The sequence below is a fragment of the Sporosarcina sp. UB5 genome (assembly GCF_050859005.1).
Lineage (GTDB): Bacteria > Bacillota > Bacilli > Bacillales_A > Planococcaceae > Sporosarcina.
The window spans coordinates 1,438,269-1,458,800 of record NZ_CP125984.1 but is presented as its reverse complement, the minus strand read 5'-3'; the positions used below and the strand labels follow the sequence as shown (position 1 = coordinate 1,458,800).

18 protein-coding genes, 1 pseudogene and 1 riboswitch are annotated in these 20,532 nt (G+C 45.6%); of the genes and pseudogenes, 6 read left to right on the top strand and 13 right to left on the bottom strand.

The features are described 5' to 3' along the window. Positions 1-18 precede the first annotated feature (18 nt). From QM454_RS07670 to QM454_RS07660, 3 genes are all read right to left on the bottom strand, one after another. Positions 19-138 carry an RAxF-45 family protein gene (locus QM454_RS07670; RefSeq protein ID WP_432363902.1) on the bottom strand — a complete coding sequence of 40 codons (120 nt, stop codon included), beginning with the start codon at positions 136-138 and terminating at the stop codon, positions 19-21. A gap of 80 nt (positions 139-218) precedes the next feature. After that, entirely contained in the window at positions 219-1,460 is a 1,242-nt protein-coding gene (locus tag QM454_RS07665; protein WP_432363488.1) for a serpin family protein, read from the bottom strand. 74 nt (positions 1,461-1,534) lie between these two features. After that, a complete protein-coding gene (locus QM454_RS07660) occupies positions 1,535-2,110 on the bottom strand; it encodes a lysophospholipid acyltransferase family protein (protein ID WP_432363486.1) in 576 nt (191 codons plus the stop codon). Positions 2,111-2,386: 276 nt separating this feature from the next. Further along, positions 2,387-2,492: riboswitch (SAM riboswitch) on the top strand. Positions 2,493-2,598: 106 nt separating this feature from the next. Between QM454_RS07660 and QM454_RS07655 the strand changes: the two genes are divergently transcribed. The 4 genes from QM454_RS07655 to QM454_RS07640 all read left to right on the top strand — a co-directional run bounded on the left by QM454_RS07655 (position 2,599) and on the right by QM454_RS07640 (position 6,399). Further along, a complete protein-coding gene (locus tag QM454_RS07655; RefSeq protein ID WP_432363484.1) occupies positions 2,599-3,624 on the top strand; it encodes a methionine ABC transporter ATP-binding protein in 1,026 nt (341 codons plus the stop codon). Further along, positions 3,614-4,276, top strand: a complete 663-nt coding sequence (locus QM454_RS07650; protein ID WP_432363482.1) for a methionine ABC transporter permease — start codon at positions 3,614-3,616, stop codon at positions 4,274-4,276. The genes QM454_RS07655 and QM454_RS07650 overlap by 11 nt, the downstream gene beginning before the upstream one ends. 64 nt (positions 4,277-4,340) lie before the next feature. Then, complete coding sequence (locus QM454_RS07645) at positions 4,341-5,201, top strand: MetQ/NlpA family ABC transporter substrate-binding protein (protein WP_432363480.1); 861 nt, start codon at positions 4,341-4,343, stop codon at positions 5,199-5,201. Position 5,202: 1 nt separating this feature from the next. After that, positions 5,203-6,399: a M20 family metallopeptidase gene (locus tag QM454_RS07640; protein ID WP_432363478.1), complete on the top strand. Its 1,197-nt coding sequence runs from the start codon at positions 5,203-5,205 to the stop codon at positions 6,397-6,399. Between the two features lie 71 nt (positions 6,400-6,470). Here QM454_RS07640 and QM454_RS07635 read toward each other — a convergent pair whose 3' ends face one another. The 6 genes and pseudogenes from QM454_RS07635 to QM454_RS07610 all read right to left on the bottom strand — a co-directional run bounded on the left by QM454_RS07635 (position 6,471) and on the right by QM454_RS07610 (position 13,147). Further along, positions 6,471-7,661 (bottom strand): acyl-CoA dehydrogenase family protein, encoded by a 1,191-nt coding sequence (locus QM454_RS07635; protein ID WP_432363476.1) that lies wholly within the window; start codon positions 7,659-7,661, stop codon positions 6,471-6,473. A 27-nt stretch (positions 7,662-7,688) separates the two neighbouring features. After that, complete coding sequence (locus QM454_RS07630) at positions 7,689-8,855, bottom strand: saccharopine dehydrogenase C-terminal domain-containing protein (protein WP_432363474.1); 1,167 nt, start codon at positions 8,853-8,855, stop codon at positions 7,689-7,691. A 24-nt stretch (positions 8,856-8,879) separates the two neighbouring features. Further along, on the bottom strand, positions 8,880-10,358 hold the full coding sequence (locus tag QM454_RS07625; protein WP_432363472.1) for an aldehyde dehydrogenase family protein: 1,479 nt from the start codon (positions 10,356-10,358) through the stop codon (positions 8,880-8,882). 149 nt (positions 10,359-10,507) lie between these two features. Then, the gene (locus tag QM454_RS07620; protein WP_432364076.1) at positions 10,508-11,500 is read right to left on the bottom strand and encodes a hypothetical protein; all 993 of its coding nucleotides are present in this window, start codon (positions 11,498-11,500) and stop codon (positions 10,508-10,510) included. A 3-nt stretch (positions 11,501-11,503) separates the two neighbouring features. Beyond that, positions 11,504-11,563, bottom strand: a pseudogene (locus tag QM454_RS07615) (SEC-C metal-binding domain-containing protein); the annotation flags it as partial. A gap of 48 nt (positions 11,564-11,611) precedes the next feature. After that, complete coding sequence (locus tag QM454_RS07610; RefSeq protein ID WP_432363470.1) at positions 11,612-13,147, bottom strand: DHA2 family efflux MFS transporter permease subunit; 1,536 nt, start codon at positions 13,145-13,147, stop codon at positions 11,612-11,614. A 174-nt stretch (positions 13,148-13,321) separates the two neighbouring features. On the opposite strand from QM454_RS07610, the gene QM454_RS07605 reads away from it, so the two are divergent. Together QM454_RS07605 and QM454_RS07600 are read left to right on the top strand one after the other, a co-directional pair. Further along, positions 13,322-14,206: a TetR/AcrR family transcriptional regulator gene (locus QM454_RS07605; protein WP_432363468.1), complete on the top strand. Its 885-nt coding sequence runs from the start codon at positions 13,322-13,324 to the stop codon at positions 14,204-14,206. Positions 14,207-14,264: 58 nt separating this feature from the next. Beyond that, a complete protein-coding gene (locus tag QM454_RS07600; RefSeq protein WP_432363466.1) occupies positions 14,265-15,059 on the top strand; it encodes a TIGR00266 family protein in 795 nt (264 codons plus the stop codon). Between the two features lie 112 nt (positions 15,060-15,171). Here the strand turns inward: QM454_RS07600 and QM454_RS07595 are convergent, their stop codons facing one another. The 4 genes from QM454_RS07595 to QM454_RS07580 form a co-directional block, all read right to left on the bottom strand. After that, entirely contained in the window at positions 15,172-16,485 is a 1,314-nt protein-coding gene (locus QM454_RS07595; RefSeq protein WP_432363464.1) for a YjiH family protein, read from the bottom strand. A gap of 91 nt (positions 16,486-16,576) precedes the next feature. Further along, complete coding sequence (gene hutI, locus QM454_RS07590) at positions 16,577-17,830, bottom strand: imidazolonepropionase (RefSeq protein WP_432363462.1); 1,254 nt, start codon at positions 17,828-17,830, stop codon at positions 16,577-16,579. Further along, positions 17,827-19,500, bottom strand: a complete 1,674-nt coding sequence (gene hutU, locus QM454_RS07585) for a urocanate hydratase (RefSeq protein ID WP_432363460.1) — start codon at positions 19,498-19,500, stop codon at positions 17,827-17,829. Before hutU ends, hutI begins: the two co-directional genes overlap by 4 nt. A 179-nt stretch (positions 19,501-19,679) precedes the next feature. Continuing rightward, positions 19,680-20,531, bottom strand: a complete 852-nt coding sequence (locus QM454_RS07580) for a pyridoxamine kinase (protein WP_432363458.1) — start codon at positions 20,529-20,531, stop codon at positions 19,680-19,682. Position 20,532: the final 1 nt, after the last annotated feature.

Here is a 20,532-nt window from a genome sequence, read left to right as displayed (position 1 = left end):
TGCTAAACAGCTGTGTGATTACTGAAATTGTCTAAAAATGGGCATACGTATCCCGTTGAGCGCAATTTCATGAGTAATCGCACATGAAGTGGCTAAATATTCCAATAGACTTACACGTGCATACACAGTGTCCAACATCATTCCTCACCTCCGTCCGAATAGTAGTAAGAATAGTTTAGCATGATTGATTCATTTTCACAATTGAATTTTTCTATAATTCACGGAGTGGCGACAAAGCCCATAAACAATACAACTCCCGTTTCATCATCTGTAATTGCGAAGAAAAACGGGCGGTTTACTTCCATGATAAATGGGTCGTCTACGGGTGCAGAAGCGGTATCCATTTGCACACTAGTGACCGCAGCTGCTTCAGTTCCTTCTTCATTCACATCAATATATGTTTTTTGCTTCACTTTGCTAATAAAGAGCGACTTGTCACCTTCAACCATTTTGCTAAAGTTGGCGAAGTCAGTAAATGCACTTGCCATGCCAAGCGTTTCTAGTGCACCATTCAGCTCCGTTTCGTACTCCATTTTAAACTTAGGAAGTAGAAGCGTTCCTCGCATGCTCTTGAAATCGGAATGGAGTTCCGCCCACTTTTCAGCTGACAATGAATTTTGGAATTCCTTGAAGCTTTTCTGCTCATTTGGAAGGATGATTGTCATGCTCATTTCACTGTTCGCATACGGAAGGTTGATCGCTTGAAGTTCGCTGTTGGCCATATATGACAGCTTTTCTTCAAGTTTCATGAACGGCACTAATGTTTCGGTTCCGTCCGCCAATTGGAACGCCCGATTTTCAGTATTCTTCTTATCAAAGGGATATTGCCAATCACCTTTGAAATAAATAGCGTTCAGCAGCATTGCTACAAGATCGTCGTCTAGTGGACCATCGACCATTTTGTCGATTTTGCCATTTGTCGACTTTTTCACCCACTCATTGATTCGTTTCGGCGAATCGGTGCTATTAATATCAATTTCTTCGATTTGTGCATTGAAATAATCTTTCGATCGCACGGCAAATTCCTCTTGGAAATTATATTCTTCATTCAACCATATTGAATTAGCCACTTGCAGCTGAATGGCGTCAGTATCTTTATTCAACATTGTCATGAGGGAGGCGTTCGCTTTATTCAAATCCATCGCATCCATCCCTTGCACTTGCAATGCTTTCGATATTTCTTCCTTCGTCACGCCATCTGCTCCGTTATACACCATCGCCAGAGCCATTAGCAGACTCGTCGGGGAAATAAACAGATTTCCATTGTCGTCCACATCAACTTCTTTTAATAATTTAAAGCCTAACTCGTTATTCGGAGCAACAATCTTTTCATAATCTCGCGCGCCAAATTCGACGCCTTCCGCGATTTGCAGATTCCCATCGTTCGAACTAGTTCCGCAACCCGTTAAAGGCATTAGTAAACTCATTCCGATAAGTGATGTAGCAATTTTCTTTTTCACTTCAATCACCATCCTTATTCATGTAGACTTCTCAAAGATGGAAAAGGTTACAAGTTCCTTGCATAAATGCGCTCCTATTTCATCGCTATCGGTCCATGAATTTCACGTTCCAATTTCTCCGTATAGGCGCTAATTTCATCTTTACTCACTTTTTCTACAATGAACGGATCGCCAATAGTAATTGTTGCTTTCCTGTATTTCCAAACATCTGTTAGATTTGCCGGCCCTTCATATGTAACAGGAACAATCGGTACTTTCGCCAAACTAGCAATCGTGATCGCTCCTCGCTTAACCGGCGCGTTCTCTGCCGTCCTCGTTCCACTTGGAAATATTCCAACAACCTCTCCGGATTTAAGAAGTTTTACAGGCGTTTTAATGCTACTCGGTGATGGGTTTTCCCGGTCAACAGGGAACGCTTTAATACTCGATAAGAAAGAGGCAATTATTTTCCTTTTAAAAAGCTCCTTCTTCGCCATAAAGTGGATTGGGCGTGGCAATGAAATACCAAGCGCAATAATTTCCAACCAACCTCGGTGTGCGCAAGTGACTACATATCCCCCACTCGTAGGTAGTTTTTCTGTATTCTTCAATTCGATTTTGGCAATGAAGAAAAAGATAATCTTCGCCAATGTAGCTGTTAAGTTATACATGTCACCCTCCCGCTATTACCAATATATTACACTTGTTAATAATTATAGACCAACCACACTCTTTTACAACTAACAGGCAGGACTTTTATTTTAAAGTACAAAATATTTAACTGAATAGAAACCATCACCGTGCTATGCAGAACGGTACTTCATCTCCCTTCGAGAAATGAAGTCTGATTTATATTTATATTTAATCTTCGGTAATTTCAACAAACTTAGTTGACTTTATTTTCAACCGTGGTAAAGTTGTAAGCAATTAAAAATTTCATACAAAATTTCTTATCAAGAGAGATTGAGGGACAGGCCCTATGACATCTCGGCAACGGTTTTTAAAAACTACGTGCCAATTCCTGCAAACAGTTTCCTGTTTGGAAGATAAGAAGAGAGAAGCTTTTTTCATATTCTACAATTTTAGTAGAAACGCCTTCTTTTTTCATATCTTCTTATAGATATGGGAAAAGAAGGCGTTTTTATTTGGAGGGGATTTTATGATTACATTCGAAAATGTATCGAAAACATTTGTTGTTGGAAACAGGAAAGTCGATGCAGTAAAAAAGGTGACATTTGACGTTGAGGAAGGCGATATTTTCGGCATTATCGGATTCAGCGGCGCCGGAAAGAGTACATTGATTCGACTTGTCAACGGCCTTGAACGTCCGACTGAAGGGAAAATTCTTATCAAAAAAACTCCCTTGCACGAACTGAAGCCGAAACAACTCCGGGAAGTGCGCAGAAAAATAGGGATGGTATTTCAAAACTTCAACCTCTTCTCTTCCCGTACTGTGGAACAAAACGTTGAATACCCTTTGAAACTATCGAAGGTGCCTAAAGCAGAACGGACTGCAAAAGTGAAGCAACTCCTTCAATTCGTAGGTCTTGCGGATAAAGCAAAAAGTTATCCCGAGCAATTATCAGGAGGGCAAAAACAGCGTGTCGGCATTGCCCGCGCACTTGCGACAGACCCGGAAATTCTGCTGTGCGATGAAGCAACTTCCGCACTTGACCCGAACACGACGCGCGATATTTTGAATCTATTGCAAAAGGTGAATCGGGAATTAGGGATTACAATCCTGCTCATTACTCACGAAATGCAAGTTATCCAATCTGTTTGCAACCGTGTCGCAGTTATGGAGACGGGGGAAGTTATTGAACAAGGCGCAGTGTTCGAAACGTTTACTAACCCTCAGCATGCAACGACAAAAGAATTCATCTCCGCCACCGATCAAAGCTTGCCCTCCCCTCACCTGCTTGATGAATGGCGCGCAAAAGGGGGAACGACTTTGTACCGCATCATTTTCAAAGGAGAACGGGCAAGCGACCCGATCTTATCAACAGTTACTCGAAAGCATGAAATTGATTTTAATATCATTTACGGTTCTATCCGGGAATTGCAGCAACAGTTTTTTGGCAATCTTGTCGTTTCATTCGAAGGAAAAAATGATGCAGTGAACGCTTGCATTCATGAATTGAAAAGCATCGTGGACATTGAGGAGGTGAATACGAATGAAAGTTAATTGGGAGACGTTTTGGATTCGCATTGTGGAGGCGACCGGTGAAACGATTACGATGGTTTTAGGGACTTTGGTGTTTAGTTCGATTATCGGTATAGCATTAGGCGTTCTTCTGTTTACGACAAGAGAAGGAAATATACTTGAAAATCGGTTCATTTCAGCGTTGCTAAATTTCTTTATTAATATTATTCGCCCGATTCCTTTCATAATTTTGCTGTTCGTGCTTTCGCCTCTTACACGCGAAGTGATTGGAACGACGATTGGGACGGCAGCTGCCATTTTCCCAATGACGATTGCCGCATCGTTTGTCGTCGCAAGGGTCGTCGAAAACAACTTGATCAGTATCGATCCGGGTGTCATCGAAGCTGCTGAAGCAATGGGAGCAAGTCCGCGCCAAATCATTTTTACCGTATTGATCCCTGAAGCGCTTGGACCGCTCATCCTTGGATTGACGTTCGTCACGGTCGGGTTAATCGACTTTTCAGCTGTTGCAGGCACAGTTGGCGGAGGCGGATTGGGCCACGTTGCGATGACGCATGGTTACCAACGATTCGACAGTTCCGTCATGTTCGTTACGGTCATTATTCTAATCATTCTTGTGCAGTTGGCGCAATGGATCGGAAACTTCTTATCTAAGAAAGTGATGCGCCGTTAACTTTAGTGAATTTACATTGAAACATGTTAACAACAACAAAATATATACAATTGGAGGATTTACTATGAAAAATATTATCAAAACACTCGGAGTAATTTTATTGATTTCCATTCTTGCTGCTTGTGGAAAAGATGGATCCGCTAACGATGATGTTGTAGTAATCGGTGTTACCGGATCGGATGGCGAACAATGGAATGTGCTGAAAGAGTTGGCGAAAGAGGAAGGCATTACAATCGAGCTGAAAGAATTTGCGGACTACACGTTACCGAACAACGCACTTGCCAATGGCGACATCGATTTGAACTCCTTTCAACATATTGCATTTTTAAGCCAATTTGCTAAAGAGAACAAACTTGACATCGTACCGATCGGTTCAACTGTTATCGCTCCGCTCGGCATTTATTCAGATAAGCTTGACGACATTTCAGGCATTAAAGATGGCGACAAAATCGCGGTTCCTGATGACCCTTCGAATTTGGGGCGCGCTTTACGATTATTGGAAACTGCAGGGCTCATTAAATTAAAAGAAGGCACTGGACTTTTCGGAGATACGACATCCATAGAAGAGAACCCTAAAAACTTGGAGATCATCCCTATGGTTGCACAGCAAACGCCACGTGTACTGCAAGATGTTGCAGCATCTCTTATTAACAACGGGATCGCCGGACAAGCCGGGTTCAACCCTATTGAGGATCCAATCTATTTGGAAGATGGCGATAGTGAAAACGCCTTGCCTTATGTGAATGTCTTTGCAGCACGTGCGGAGGATGCACAAAACGAGACGTATTTAAAAATCGTCGAGCTGTACCAGTCTGAACAAGTGAAGAAAGCAATTGAGGAAGAAACGAAAGGCGGTTCGATTTTACTGAACATACCGCAAGAGCAGCTACTTAATACTTTCGAACAATTGAAAGGAGAAGACTAAGATGACGACGACAACGAATCAAATCCACTCATTTTTAGTGGAAAACCGTGCACGTTTTGTTGAAACAAGCCTATCAATCCATGCAAAACCTGAAATCGGAAACGAAGAATATTTTGCCTGTGAGCAATTAACGACATTACTTCGCGATGAAGGGTTCGAAGTGGAAACGAATGTCGCAGGACACGAAACCGCATTTTACGCACAATTCTCAAGTTCGAAACCGGGGCCAACAATCGCTTATTTGGCAGAATACGATGCCCTGCCAGGAATTGGGCATGCTTGCGGGCATAATATTATTGGAACGACAAGTGTCGCAGCTGCGATTGCACTTTCCAAAGAACTCGATTCTACTGGCGGAAAAGTAGTCGTCTTAGGAACACCTGCCGAGGAAGGCGGTCCAAACGGCAGTGCAAAAGGAAGTTTCGTCCGCCACGGCTATTTAAAAGACGTAGACGTTGCATTAATGGCCCATCCTTCTGGGAAAACAGCCGTAACATCAAATTCATTAGCCGTCGATCCTTTAGACTTCCATTTTTACGGTAAGCCAGCCCATGCTTCAGCTGCTCCTGAGCATGGCATTAACGCACTTGACGCAGTCATTTTACTATTCAACGGCATTAACGCATTGCGACAGCAATTACCGAAAGATGTCCGTGTGCACGGCATTATTACACATGGCGGCGAAGCACCGAACATTATTCCCGAATATGCCTCTGCACGATTTTTCATTCGCGCGTCCACTTGGAGACGGACAGAAGAAATTGCTGTAAAAATACGGAATATCGCAGAAGGCGCTGCACTTTCCACTGGCGCTACTGTTAAGATCGAACGCTTTCAAAATGAAGTGAAAGATCTCGTCATTACAGACGCACTTGACCAAGTAGTGAAACGCCACCTCGAAGCACTCGGCGAAGTCGTCCATACTGAAAGAAGAACAGGTCTTGGATCGACAGATGCAGGTAATATCAGTTATGAAGTGCCGACTGCCCATCCATATATTAAAATTGGAGATGATGATTTGATCGGCCATACCGTTCCGTTCCGCGAAGCAGCCAAATCCGATCGCGGCATGGAAGCCCTCCTGATCGGCGCTGAAGCTCTTGCCAAAACTGGGCTAGACTTACTGACCGACGCAGCAGTTTTAAGCGAAGTTAAAGAAAGTCACAAACAAGCATTGGAAGAGAAATCACAGCAGTAAATAGAGCAAACCGGACAACACGTTTCATTCGGGTATTGTCCGGTTTTTTTATGCATAGCGTCTTATCCTATTTAGTCAAACGGCCATTCCGGAAGCATATGACTCAATTTCTTATCTTCGCGATAGCCTAATACATACTCCGCCTGCATAATCGTATGGATTTCACGTGTACCTTCGTAAATGACCGGCGCTTTCGAGTTACGCAAGAAGCGTGCAACCGGGTATTCATCTGAATATCCGTACGCGCCGTGGATTTGGAAGGCGTCGTCTGCCGCTTTATTTGCAAAATCGCATGCTTGCCATTTTGCTAACGACGTTTCACGTGTGTTGCGCAGCCCTTTATTTTTCAATTCACCTGCACGGTAAACGAGAAGGCGGCTCATTTGGTAGCCCGCTTCCATATTAGCGATCATTTGCTGGACGAGCTGGTGCTTGCCGATCGGCTTGCCGAACGTTTCGCGCTCGTGACAATATTTCACGCTTTCCTCGATGCATCCCATAATTAATCCGACTGCACCTGCGGCGACGGTGAAGCGTCCGTTATCGAGTGCGGACATTGCAATTTTGAACCCTTCACCTTCCTCACCTAACAAGTTTTCGGCTGGGACGCGCATATCTTCAAAGAACAACTCCCCCGTATTGCCGGCCCGGATTCCGTACTTCCCTTTAATCGCTTTCGATGAAAAGCCCGGCGTTGTCCGTTCGACGATGAATGCGCTTATGCCATGGTGCTTCTTCGACTTATCCGTATACGCGAACACGAGGAAATGGTCTGCAACATCACAAAGAGAGATCCACGTTTTTTGCCCGTTAATAACGTACTCATCTCCGTCGCGGACAGCAGTCGTCGCCATCGCCGCGACGTCCGATCCGGCGCCTGGCTCCGTCAGTCCGAATGCGCCAATTTTTTCACCCTTCGCTTGCGACACCAAATATTTTTGCTTTTGCTCTTCCGTTCCCCATTGCATAAGCGTCATTGAATTTAGGCCGATATGGACGGAAACCGCTGTCCGGAATGCGGTATCCCCACGTTCCAGCTCTTCGCAAAGGATGGCGAGTGAGTTATAATCCATCCCGCTGCCGCCATATTGTTCAGGCACACAGACACCCATGAATCCCATATCCGCGAGCTTTTTCCACATTGACGGATCGAATCCGCCCTCTGCATCCCACCGCTGAATATGCGGCATAATTTCTTCATCTACAAATTGACGCGCCGTCTTGCGCAGCATTTGCTGTTCCTCTGTAAAACTAAAATTCAATTCCCACAACCCCTTTCCCCTTATCATTTACACATGTGCTTCTTGCGTTCTTATCGTCTCTTCAATGACGACACCACGTTTTCTCATCTCTTCAATATAATGTTCTCCCGGAACGATATTTTCTGGCGGATGAACACCGCGTTTCGTAATCATACCGTTGCCGATCATTTGGGCAACAATTGAAATTGTATTCGCTGTCGCCCTCGCCATCGCCGTTTCATTTATCGACAGATCCTTTTTTGTCACCATATTGTATTCATACGTCGCCGGTATCCCGTGCGCTTCGCCGCTCACGATAACGCGAAGCAAAACAGCGTCTGATTTATCGCCGAGCCTTAATTGCGGAGAAAGCTGTTCCCGCATTACATCGCGAACTTTCACTCGCTTATCACCGACGGTCACTTCATTATCACGTGATAATAACCCGAGGTCGACAAGCAATTGAAACTTCTCAGCATGCCCTTTGTAGCGAATCGTCTTATATTCTAGTGTTTGCACGTTGGAGAACGTCTTCGTCAACGTCGACGTACCACCGGACGTATGGAATGCCTCTAGCTCGCCAAATTCATCGAAGTGAATTGCTTCTACTTCGGATAATGAAGGGACTTCAAGCAGTTGCCCATTGCGGATAACGTGGGACGGATCTGTATAATGATCGAAAACGCCTTCCAGCGAGAAGACAACGTTGTAATTAAGCGGAGGCTCCGGTTTTACGGGAATTCCACCTACGTAAAGCTTGATGCTATCTACTTTGTTGAGCTTGCTCGCGCCGTAGCCCGTTAGAATGTTGATCATTCCAGGAGCCACTCCGAGGTCCGGAATGATCGTCACCCCTTTCGCTTCCGCTTTTTCCTTAAGACCCAATACCGCGTCAGTCGCACCGCCAATATGTCCACCGAGATCAATTGCATGAACCCCGATATCCACTGCAGTCCTTGCAACCTTTTCATTGAATGTGTAAAACAATGCATTAATGACGACTTCCCCAAGCGCCATCACTTCTCGCAACTCTACATCATTCGTCGCATCTAACAAGCGAACTTCCAATTTATCGGACTTGAGTTGCTTAGCGAATTCCTCCGCCATCTTTACATTCAAGTCCGCCAAATATACTTTTGTCACACCATCACTTTTCACAAGATCGCGCACTGCCTCTTTTCCCATTAAGCCTGCGCCTACTACAACCACCTTCATGCGAACATCCCCTTTATTCCGAAATTAGTCCGTGTCGATTTGAGCTCGCTGCAGTTTTCCACTGAAATCGACGTAAATGCTCTTCCACTCCGTAAACACGTCAAGTGCTGCGACGCCGGAATCCCGATGCCCGTTGCCTGTTCCCTTCGTTCCCCCGAACGGAAGATGGATTTCCGCTCCCGTCGTTCCGGCGTTCACATAGACGATTCCCGTGTCGAGATCCCTTTGCGCTCGGAATACTTTGTTCACATCTTTCGAGAAGATAGAACTAGACAAGCCGTAAATGACGCTATTATTCACTTCAATTGCTTCGTCGAGGCTACTCACTTCAATGAGTGACACGACAGGTCCGAAGATTTCCTCTTGTGCCAATCGGCTATCCCATTTCACATCCGTAAACAACGTCGGCTCGAAGTAATGACCTTTTGCAAAGTCTCCTTCCGTCAGCACACGCCCCCCCGCCAATAACTTAGCGCCTTCCTCTTTTCCAATTTCCACGTAGCTTTGAATCTTCTCTAACGCCTTTCCATTAATGACCGGCCCAATTTTCACAGACTCGTCCAATCCATTTCCAATCGTCAGCTGCTTCATCGATTCTACTAATTTTATTTCCAACTCTTCCTTAACATCTTTATGCACGATGACCCGGCTGCATGCGGTGCAACGTTGACCCGCCGTTCCGAATGCACTCCAAAGAATCCCCTCTACTGCAAGGTCGATATCCGCGTCATCCATGACGATAACGGCATTTTTCCCGCCCATTTCAAGCGAAACTTTCTTTAAATGACGGCCACCTGTTTCAGCGACATGACGGCCTGTTTCCGTCGAACCTGTGAATGAAATAACACGGACATCCGGATGCTCAATGATCGCGGTACCAACTTCAGACCCCGAGCCGAACACGATATTGGCGACACCAGCTGGAAGTCCAACCTCTTCGAAAATTTTTGCCATTTCATACGCCATCATCGGTGTTTCAGTAGCCGGTTTCCAAACGAATGTGTTCCCCGCAACGATAGCCGGGAATGACTTCCACGTCGCAATCGCCACCGGGAAGTTCCACGGCGTAATTAAACCGACAACTCCGATTGGTGCCCGAACGCTCATCGCAAATTTATTTTGCAGCTCTGAAGGAACTGTTTCCCCGAACAGTCTACGCCCTTCCCCAGCCATATAGAAAGCCATGTCAATCCCTTCCTGTACTTCTCCGCGACCTTCTTCAATGACTTTCCCCATTTCCTTCGTTAACACTTGAGCTAAATGCTCTTTGCGTTCTCTCATCAGATTCCCGATTGCATATAAGTAATCTGCCCGCTTCGGCGCAGGAACGAGTGCCCATTTTTTCTGTGCTTCCTTCGCTGCCTTTACAGCTAGATCCACATCTTCACTCGTCGATAAACGTACTTGCGCCAACTCTTCCCCATTCGCCGGATTCGTTACCGCTGTATATGTCGCTCCCCCGCTATCTTGCCAAGAACCTCCGATATAATTGTTCAATTGCATGATTCCATTTCCCCTTTCCAACACGAACTTATTGAAACCGCTTACAGTCTATTTATTTCGACATTAAACTACTAAAATCCTTCTTCTAAATAAAAAAGAAAATCCTATACAGGGCATTGCCCGTATAAGATTTCCCTTTTGAATTATATTTACTTTTCCCCTACAGCACTTTTAATAGCTTCTGCAGCGTAGGACACCAACGCTTCGACGTTTCTCATCATTGCAGATACGGATACACCAAACATTTTCGCTACGCCCGCTTGTGTAAACTCAGTATCCCCGAGCACCCCAATTTCGTGCGCCGCTTTAAAAAGGGACGCCGCGAGAACTTCAGGTTTTCGAATAATCGGTTCTTCCTTAAGACAAAACATTGCAAAGACAAGTTTCAACAAATTTTTCTTTGAATCCTCGACTTGAAATTCATCAAGTTTGTCCAATGCAATTTCTAGCACTTCACGCTGGGGCTCCGTCATCATTTCTTCAACATCTGGCGCGGCCGACTCTTCGGAGCTAGGTTCATGTACACGCGTCAACATTATTTTATAGATATCCATCATATGTACATTATAGAAATCATAGCTGCTCGTGAAACCGCTCGATTCAGCCAATTCCACGATTCTCCGCTGTACTGAACCATTGGAATCAGCAACGCGATATAAACCGTTAATCATGTAGACATTCGTCGGAGGTTTTCGATCATCATACAAGGCGACACCGAAAACAACATCCCCTTCCATTAATGCATTAGCTGGGGACGACGGAAGTATGTACGTATCCTTATTCAAAATCTGCTCGACCGTCACTGTATCTTCGGAAATTCCTATCACTTTTGCCAACAAAATGATTGGATCGTTCCAATGCTTCAACAGTCGACGTGTATCTGACCGTACTGCGCTGTTCAACTCTCTCATTATGCGCCTTCTCCATAAATCACGCCGTGCAATGAATAAATAGTATTCCCCTGTCACCTTCTCAATGTCCTTACCGCTAAAGTATCTGCCTAGACCAGTGCGCCATTGCCTTTCATACCGGTCATACTCAGCAAATTCGGCGGGTAGACTAATTGCGTTCTCAAAATAGCCAGAGATAATTCGATTCAGCTCCTCTTCAACAAGCTGCTCATTTGATATCTCAGTTTTCACCGCACAACATCTCTTATATTTTTTACCGCTTCCACACGGACACGGATCATTCCTTCCAATCATTCCGCTCACACCTTTCTTCTTAATTATACCAAAAGACGATGCAAGGGACTATCCCTGCACCGTCTTCGTTTCTATTGAATCATCCGTTTCCGGTAATTTCATTTCATCATGCTTAGGAGGGCGCACTCTTTTAATGAATAAAGTAAGTATCCATGCAGCAACAGCAATGAACGTTGCAATGAAGAAAGCGTGATTAATACCGTCAAGCATCGCCTTCAAACCGATTTCATGTTGCATCGTCGATAATTCGACTTTATCCGTCGGCATCTTCCCGCTAGCCACTGCATCTTGGAAAAGGGATTCACCTGATTTCTCCATACGATTCGTCATTATTGTAAGCAAAATCGCAGAGCCAATCGCACCAGACACTTGCTGCAATGTATTGTTCATCGCCGTGCCGTGCGGGTTGGATTTCATCGGAAGTTGGTTCAAGCCGTTTGTCATAATCGGCATCATGACCATCGACATTCCGAATAGCCGGATCGTGTAAAGTGCCATCAAATAATAATACCCTGTATGCAATTCAAGTCTGCTCAAATAATATGTCGTAATGACTGTAATTGAAAGTCCGATGAGCGCAAGAATCCGCGCCCCGTATTTATCAAACAGCCGACCTGTAATCGGCGACATAATTCCCATAAGCACAGCACCTGGAAGCATCAAAATCCCCGCCTCAAATGGCGAAATACCGCGCACTTCCTGAACGTAAAGTGGCGTTAGAATCATCCCTGAAAACATCGCTATCGACATGACAATTGAAATGACGGATGCAAGAGCAAACATTGGGTATTTATAAATTTTAAAGTCCAGCATCGGTTCTTCCATCCGCAATTGGCGAATGACGAACACGATGAGTGCAACCGTTCCGATTGCGATCGTTCCATAAACGACTGGAGCTCCCCATCCTTTTTCTCCCGCAGAGCTAAATCCATATAACAGACCGCCGAAACCGACACTCGATAGTGCGAGGGAAAAGACGTCGAGCTTTACCGAAGAATTCGGCGTAATATTTTTCAACTTCCAAAGCGCAAAGACAATCGTCAAAATCGCAAACGGCAACACAATTTCAAACAGCGTACGCCAAGAATAATGCTCAACAATCCAACCTGACAACGTCGGCCCGATTGCAGGCGCCGTAAACATGACAAGCCCGAACATTCCCATCGCCGATCCCCTTTTCTCAATCGGAAAGGCGACGAGCATGACGTTCATGAGCAACGGCATCATTAAGGCCGAACCTGATGCCTGAATCATTCGCGACGCGACGAGCAATCCGAAGGTCGGCGCAAAAATAGCAACCAATGTTCCGATTGTAAATAACGTCATCGCCGTCAAAAAGAGTTTGCGGTTTGTAAACTTCTGCACAAAAAAAGCACTTGCCGGAATCATGATACCGTTCACGAGCATATAGCCGGTTGTGAGCCATTGAACGTCTGACGGCTTCACCTGAAACTCATTCATGATGGAAGGCAAGGCAATATTTAATAATGTATTGTTCAAGATGGCGACGAACGCCCCGAAGAATAAAATCGCTATCATTCCGTACGGAGGCTTCTCGTGCATCTTCTTTATATCCATATCCATTCGAATTCCTCCATTCACGTATTCACATTTTCATATTTTATACCGTCAGTCCAAAATAATCAAATACATAATATTCCAGACGTAAAAACATTGTCGAAAGCTATTATTACTATATTTATTCTGCTAAAATATTTTTATACTCACAGTCCAAAAATAATAATTAGGGTGATCTAGATGAATGACCGTAAACGCCACGTTATGTTAATTGCAAAACAGCTATTTATTAATAAAGGATTTACATCCACTTCCGTTCAAGACATTTTGGAAGATGCGAAAATCTCCAAAGGAACGTTTTACAATTATTTCACTTCCAAAAACGAATGCCTCATGGCCATATTAGAAGACGCCCATATTGAGTCGGTCATCCGAAGACGCGAACTGCTCGTCGGTCGGGATAAAAAAGATAAAGACATTTTAGCATCGCAAATCCTCGTTCGAATGCAAGTCAGCAGGGAACTAAATTTACTTCCAATTTATGAGGCTGTTTTTCATTCCAATGATGAAGAACTAAGGACTTACGTTAAGACGTATCATGTCAATGAGTTGAAATGGCTTGCGGGTCGCCTTGTCGATGTCTATGGCGAGGAAGCAGCCCCCCACTCTTTCGATTGTTCCGTTATGACAATCGGGATGATTCAACATTTACGACATTTCTGGGCATCAGGTTCTTCTAAAGAGTTGGACATTGAAAAACTTGTCCACTTTACGTTTAGGAGAATGGATGCTCTTATGTCCGATATGATTAAACAGCAAGATGTGTTGCTTGAAAAACAAATGATGACGCCTTTGGAAATTCCCTTGATGGGTCTGAAAGAAAAGATTTTGGATGATCTTCTTGCACTAAAAACAAAATTGGAACAGGAAAAGAATGAGATTGGACTAGAATACACAGACTTTCTATTGGCGGAATTGCAAACCGAAAATCCGAGAGTATCCATCTTGGAAGCGGTTGGACGTTCATTTCGCGAAGCAAGCAATCGTACGGAACTCGCCGATAGCGTGAATGAAGTGCTATACCTACTATGGAAATTTATCGATTTTACGAAAACAAATTTATGAAACTTTTGAAGATGCCCGCCGTACAATTAACAGCAACTAAACTTTTAGGAGGCCTTTTATGAACAATCACGAAATCGATTTCAAACTGTACGGAGACGATATGCAATTTGTAGAGGTTGAACTTGATCCGGGCGAAACAGTCGTCGCAGAGGCAGGTTCCTTAATGATGATGGAAGATGGCATCGACATGGAGACGATCTTCGGAGACGGATCAGGCAATTCCGGAGGCGGATTCATGGGTAAATTGATGGGAGCCGGAAAACGTCTGTTAACCGGAGAAAGTTTATTCATGACGACGTTCACAAACGTTGGATCTGGGAAAAAGCATGCTTCCTTTGCAGCACCCTATCCAGGAAAAATCATCCCGATGGATTTAAGCGAATATAACGGCAAAATCATTTGTCAGAAGGATGCGTTTTTAGCAGCTGCAAAAGGCGTGTCTGTCGGAATCGAATTCCAAAGAAAAATTGGCGCCGGCTTTTTCGGCGGCGAAGGCTTCATTATGCAAAAGCTTGAAGGAGACGGTATGGCGTTCGTGCATGCAGGCGGAACGATTATTGAAAAGACCCTTTCTCCGGGTGAAACATTGCGCGTCGATACGGGTTGCCTCGTCGCCATGACGCAAGATGTTGATTATAATATTGAAATGGTAAAAGGTGTCAAGACGGCATTGTTCGGCGGCGAAGGATTGTTCTTCGCGACATTGAGAGGACCAGGAAAAGTATGGATCCAGTCATTGCCGTTCTCCAGACTCGCAAGCCGCGTCTTCGCAGCAGCACCGCAAACTCCTGGCGGATCTAAGGATGAAGGCAGCATCGCGGGCGGATTGTTTAATATGCTTGGCGGTAAATGAATGAGTAAAACCGGAACGCCGTGGCGTTCCGGTTTTTGTTTGCTATGTTACGGAAGTTCTCATTCTCCGTCAAAGACTTCTCGTTTATCCTCAATTTTTTCTCGTTCTTCACCTATAGCAATAAATACGCAATCGGCGTCACGATGATGATTGTCAAGATGACGCGTTGTACCCAAATGGCGACAAGTTGCGGAATGGAAATCGGAATTTCCGTCGAAACGATACACGGAACGACCGCCGAGAAGAAAATGATCGACGAAACCGATACGACCCCGATGACGAACTTAACGACTAATGCAGATTCCACAACTAACAACGCTGGCAGGAACATTTCTGCGATACCGAGCGCACTCGCTTTTGCGACGAGCATCGGCTCTGGCAATTGCAATGCCCATGTAAACGGATAGAAGATGTAGCCGAGCCAGTCGAATATTGGTGTGAATTCAGCGAGCACAAGCCCTAATAAACCGATGGACAAGATGGAAGGCAAAATCGCCATCGCCATTAAAAGTCCATCCTTTACGTTAGCTACAATATTTCTCGTGAATGTCGGCGCATTCGAGACAGTTTCCATTGCTTCATTCCACGCGGCTGCGACGCGCTTCCCGTCCGGCTTCACTTCTGGCTGTGGTGTCGAGCCTTCATAGTATTCGTTTTTAATCGAACGCAATGGCCATAGATGGACAGTGATTGCTGTAACAATAAATGTGACAACTAACGTCGTCCAGAAATACAAGTTCCACATACTCATCAAGTCGAGCGTCTTTGCAACGACGACCATGAATGTCGCAGAAACCGTCGAGAATCCTGTCGCGATAATGGCCGCTTCCTTCGCCGAATATTTCCCCTCCTTATACACACGGTTCGTAATTAAAAGCCCTAACGAATACGATCCAACAAAAGAGGCGACAGCATCAATCGCCGACCTGCCAGGTGTCTTCCAAATTGGACGCATAATCGGTTGCAGCATGACACCTACAAATTCCAGCAAGCCGTATCCGACTAATAACGCAAGGAATACTGCCCCGATTGGAACTAATAAACCTACGGGGATGACTAATTTATTCAACAGGAATGGCCCCATACTTGGCTCAAAAAGCCATGCAGGACCGATATTAAAGACAAGCATAAAGCCAACAATTAAGCCGATTACTTTAAAAAACGAAAAGACCATATCGACCGTTGATTTTTTCCACACGCCTGAAATGAACGGATAAACCGCCCCCGCAAGAATGACGAGCAATGCAACGTATGGCAAAGCTCCTCCGAAATGCGTTTGTATCCATGTAACAATATGATCGAGCATGATCGAATTCTTTTCGCCGATCGTGACTGGAACGAAAAACATGAATGCCCCGATTGCACTAAAAACGAAAAACTTCCACATACCTGGATTGGACCGTGTTTTTTCCCCTACTTGCTCCATAAACCTTTCACACTCCCCTTAATATTCTGTAAAGTAACCTTTTAAAGAAAGCCGTGAATGAAACACCAATCTGTTCATTCACGGCTATGCGTTACCCTACGACCTGTTCTCCCTTTTTCCAAACTTTATCGACATGATTTACGCCGAATAAATACTGTAACTCTTGGTAGTTCGAAATGTTCCACATGACGACATCCCCTTGCTTCCCTACTTCGAGCGATCCGACTTTGTCTTCCATCCGAATTGCGCAAGCAGCATTCATTGTCGCCGCGACAAGCGCTTCAGCTGGCGTCAAACGCATCGAAATGCACGCCAAGTTCATGACGAGCGGCATCGAAGTCGTCGGCGATGAGCCTGGATTGCAGTCCGTCGAAATGGCGACAGCGACCCCTTCATCGACCATTTGACGCCCCTTTGCTGCTTCCTCGCGCAGGAACAACGCGGTTGCTGGCAATAAACAAGCGATGACGCCCGCTTCCGCCATTTGCTTAATGCCTTCGTCGGATGCCTTCAGCAGATGCTCCGCTGAAATAGCGCCGACTTTTGCCGCAAGTTCCGCCCCACCATACGATTCAATTTCGTCCGCATGGATTTTCGGAATTAACCCGAGCTTTCTCCCTGCTTCTAAAATGCGCTCGGACTGCTCTGGTGTGAATACACCTACTTCGCAAAACACATCATTGAAAACTGCGAGCTTCTCTTCCGCGACAACTGGCAGCATGTCGTTAATAATGCTATCAATATATTCATCTTCATTCCCTTTATATTGTTGTGGAACGGCATGCGCCCCCATGAACGTCGGAACGAGATCGATCGGATGGATTTCATTCAACCGCTTCATGACGCGTAGCTGTTTCAGCTCTGTTTCAAGATCCAGCCCATAACCGCTTTTCCCCTCGACAGTCGTCACGCCATGCTTTAGGAACGAATCAAGCCTGCGAGAAGATTGCTCTATTAATTCTTCTTCCGTCGCTTCACGCGTCATCCGCGTTGTCGCATGGATGCCGCCACCCGCATTCATAATTTCCATATACGTCGCGCCTTCGAGCCGCATTTCAAACTCGCGCTCGCGGCTGCCTCCATAAACGACATGCGTATGCGGATCGACAAGGCCCGGTGTGACGAGACGTCCGGTTGCGTCGATAATATCCGCCTCGGAAGCCCGGTCGCCATACTGACGCTCCAATTCCTCTGTCGTCCCAATTGCTGCGATGACGCCTTCCTCAATCCACACACTGCCGTCTTCGATAATGCTTAGTTCGGACATTTCCTCGCGCTTACGCGGCGCATTGTTGCCTGCGATTGTCGCTAGTTGTGCTGCATGTTTGATCCAAACTGGTTTCAAGAATTTCCACCTTCCATCATCGGAATGTTAACCCCTTTTTCCTTTGCGGTCTGAATGGCCAAATCATAGCCCGCATCGACGTGGCGCGCGATACCCATTCCTGGATCTGTCGTCAACACACGTTCTAGTCGCGCTTCTGCCTCCTTCGTTCCGTCCGCGAGAATGACCATTCCTGCGTGCTGGGAATACCCCATGCCGACACCGCCACCATGATGGACAGACACCCACGTCGCCCCGCCAACCGCGTTAATCATCGCGTTTAATATCGGCCAATCCGAAACGACGTCCGAGCCGTCCTTCATCGCTTCCGTTTCGCGGTTCGGGGAAGCAACGGAACCAGAATCGAGGTGGTCACGTCCGATGACGATTGGCGCACTTAATTCGCCGCTTGCGACCATATCATTGATAATTTTTCCGAAACGCGCACGTTCGCCGTACCCTAACCAGCAAATCCGGGAAGGAAGCCCTTGGAACTGAATTTTCTCCTGCGCCATTCTAATCCAATTGCAAAGATGCGTATTATAGCTAAATTCACGTAAGATAACTTCGTCCGTCTTCCGGATATCTTCCGGGTCACCGGAAAGCGCCACCCAGCGGAAAGGCCCTTTCCCTTCACAAAACTGCGGACGGATATAAGCTGGAACGAATCCAGGAAAATCAAATGCCCGCTCAACACCCTCATCTTTCGCTACTTGACGGATATTATTTCCGTAGTCGAACGTGATCGCGCCTTTATCCATCATCTCGATCATTGCCGAAACATGCTTCGCCATCGAAGCTTTCGACCGCTTTACGTACTCATCCGGATCCGCAGCACGTAGCTCCGCCGCCTCCTCAAGTGACATGCCGGATGGAATATAGCCGTTCAACGGGTCATGCGCTGACGTCTGGTCCGTCAATACGTCTGGGTTGAACCCACGTGCAATCATCTCAGGCAAAATGTCGGCCGCATTACCTAGTAATCCAATTGACAACGCTTTCCCTTCCGCCTTCGCCTCTTCCGCTAGACGAATCGCCTCATCAAGCGAATCCGTCTTCACATCCGTATAACGTGTTTCTATTCGGCGATCGATCCGTGTCTCATCGACTTCGATACCGATGCAGACGCCGCCCGCCATTGTGACCGCCAATGGCTGCGCACCGCCCATGCCGCCTAGCCCAGCCGTCAACGTAATTGTTCCTTTCAATGAATCTCCGAAATGTTGTTTCGCTAGTTCCGCGAACGTTTCATACGTCCCTTGCACGATTCCTTGCGACCCGATATAAATCCAGCTGCCCGCCGTCATTTGCCCGTACATCATTAAGCCCTTCTTGTCGAGCTCATGGAACGTATCCCAATTTGCATAAGCCGGAACGATATTCGAATTCGCAATCAACACGCGAGGCGCATCGGAATGCGACTTAAAAATTGCAACCGGTTTACCTGACTGAATTAATAACGTCTCATCATTTTCAAGCTCTTTCAATGAACGCACGATTGCATCAAAGCTTTCCCAGTTGCGCGCCGCCTTGCCGATTCCCCCATAAACAACAAGATTCTCAGGATGCTCCGCCACATCGGGATGCAAATTGTTCATAAGCATCCGAAGCGCCGCCTCCTGCTGCCATCCCTTCGTATTCAATTCCGTACCTGTATATTGAACGACTTTCTCCACTGTATCCGCTTTCATTTTCTGATGACCTCCCTTTCGTTACTATCATTCTATAAGGAAAGTTCAGTCAATTGTTTATGAATTAATTGCATTGCTATACTTTATTGACAATACTGATGATTTTATATGCACTTTATTGAGTTTGTTAATAAAAAGCGAGCCTTCTCTTGAATTAATCAAGAAATTGCCCGCTTCATTTATTCTTCTAGTAACATTCTCAAAAACGACTCGAAATTCACGCCCGCCACGCTAGGAATCTGCTCCTTCACCGTCGCTTCGATGGCAGCAGTTAGAAATTTCTCCGCAAGTTTCATCGTCTCAGCAACTTCATGGCCGCGCATCATGCCGCCCATGATGACGGATGCAAATAAATCACCCGTTCCGGAATAGCTCATGCCATTATATTCTTGGAGACTGTTAAACGATTTGTTTGCATCGATATACATATTGCCAACTTGTCTTGATTTAGAAATAGCCGGCGGATTCAAGCCGGTAATAATGACTTTCGCCCCGGTCATTGACTGCAGCTGCCGGCCCGCCTCCTCAATCGCGGATAAATAATCTTCGTTAGACTGATAGCTATGCAACTTATTATACGGCAGTCCCGTTAGCAAACAGCACTCCGTTACGTTTGGCGTAATGATATCCGCACGCTTCACTAGTTCTTTCATATAATCAATTAGCTCACCCGACAAAGCTTCATACATTTCTCCCCGATCGCCCATGACCGGGTCGACAAGCAGCGTTGTCCCTTCCTTGTAAAACGTATGTAAAAACGAAAAGATGTTTTCGATCTGCTCTTTGCCTGTCACGAAACCCGTATGAATGCCGTCAAAAGAAGCGCCCAACTTACTCCACTCATCTGTAAAATAATTCATCTTGGATGTCAAATCCTCACAAAAATAGCTCGGATACTCTGTTTGCGATGTCAAAATGGCAGTCGGCAACGGAACTGCTTGTACGCCCATAACAGACAATACCGGAATTGCCGCTGTGAGCGAGCATTTTCCGAAGGATGACATATCTTGAATGACCGCGACTTTTTTCATT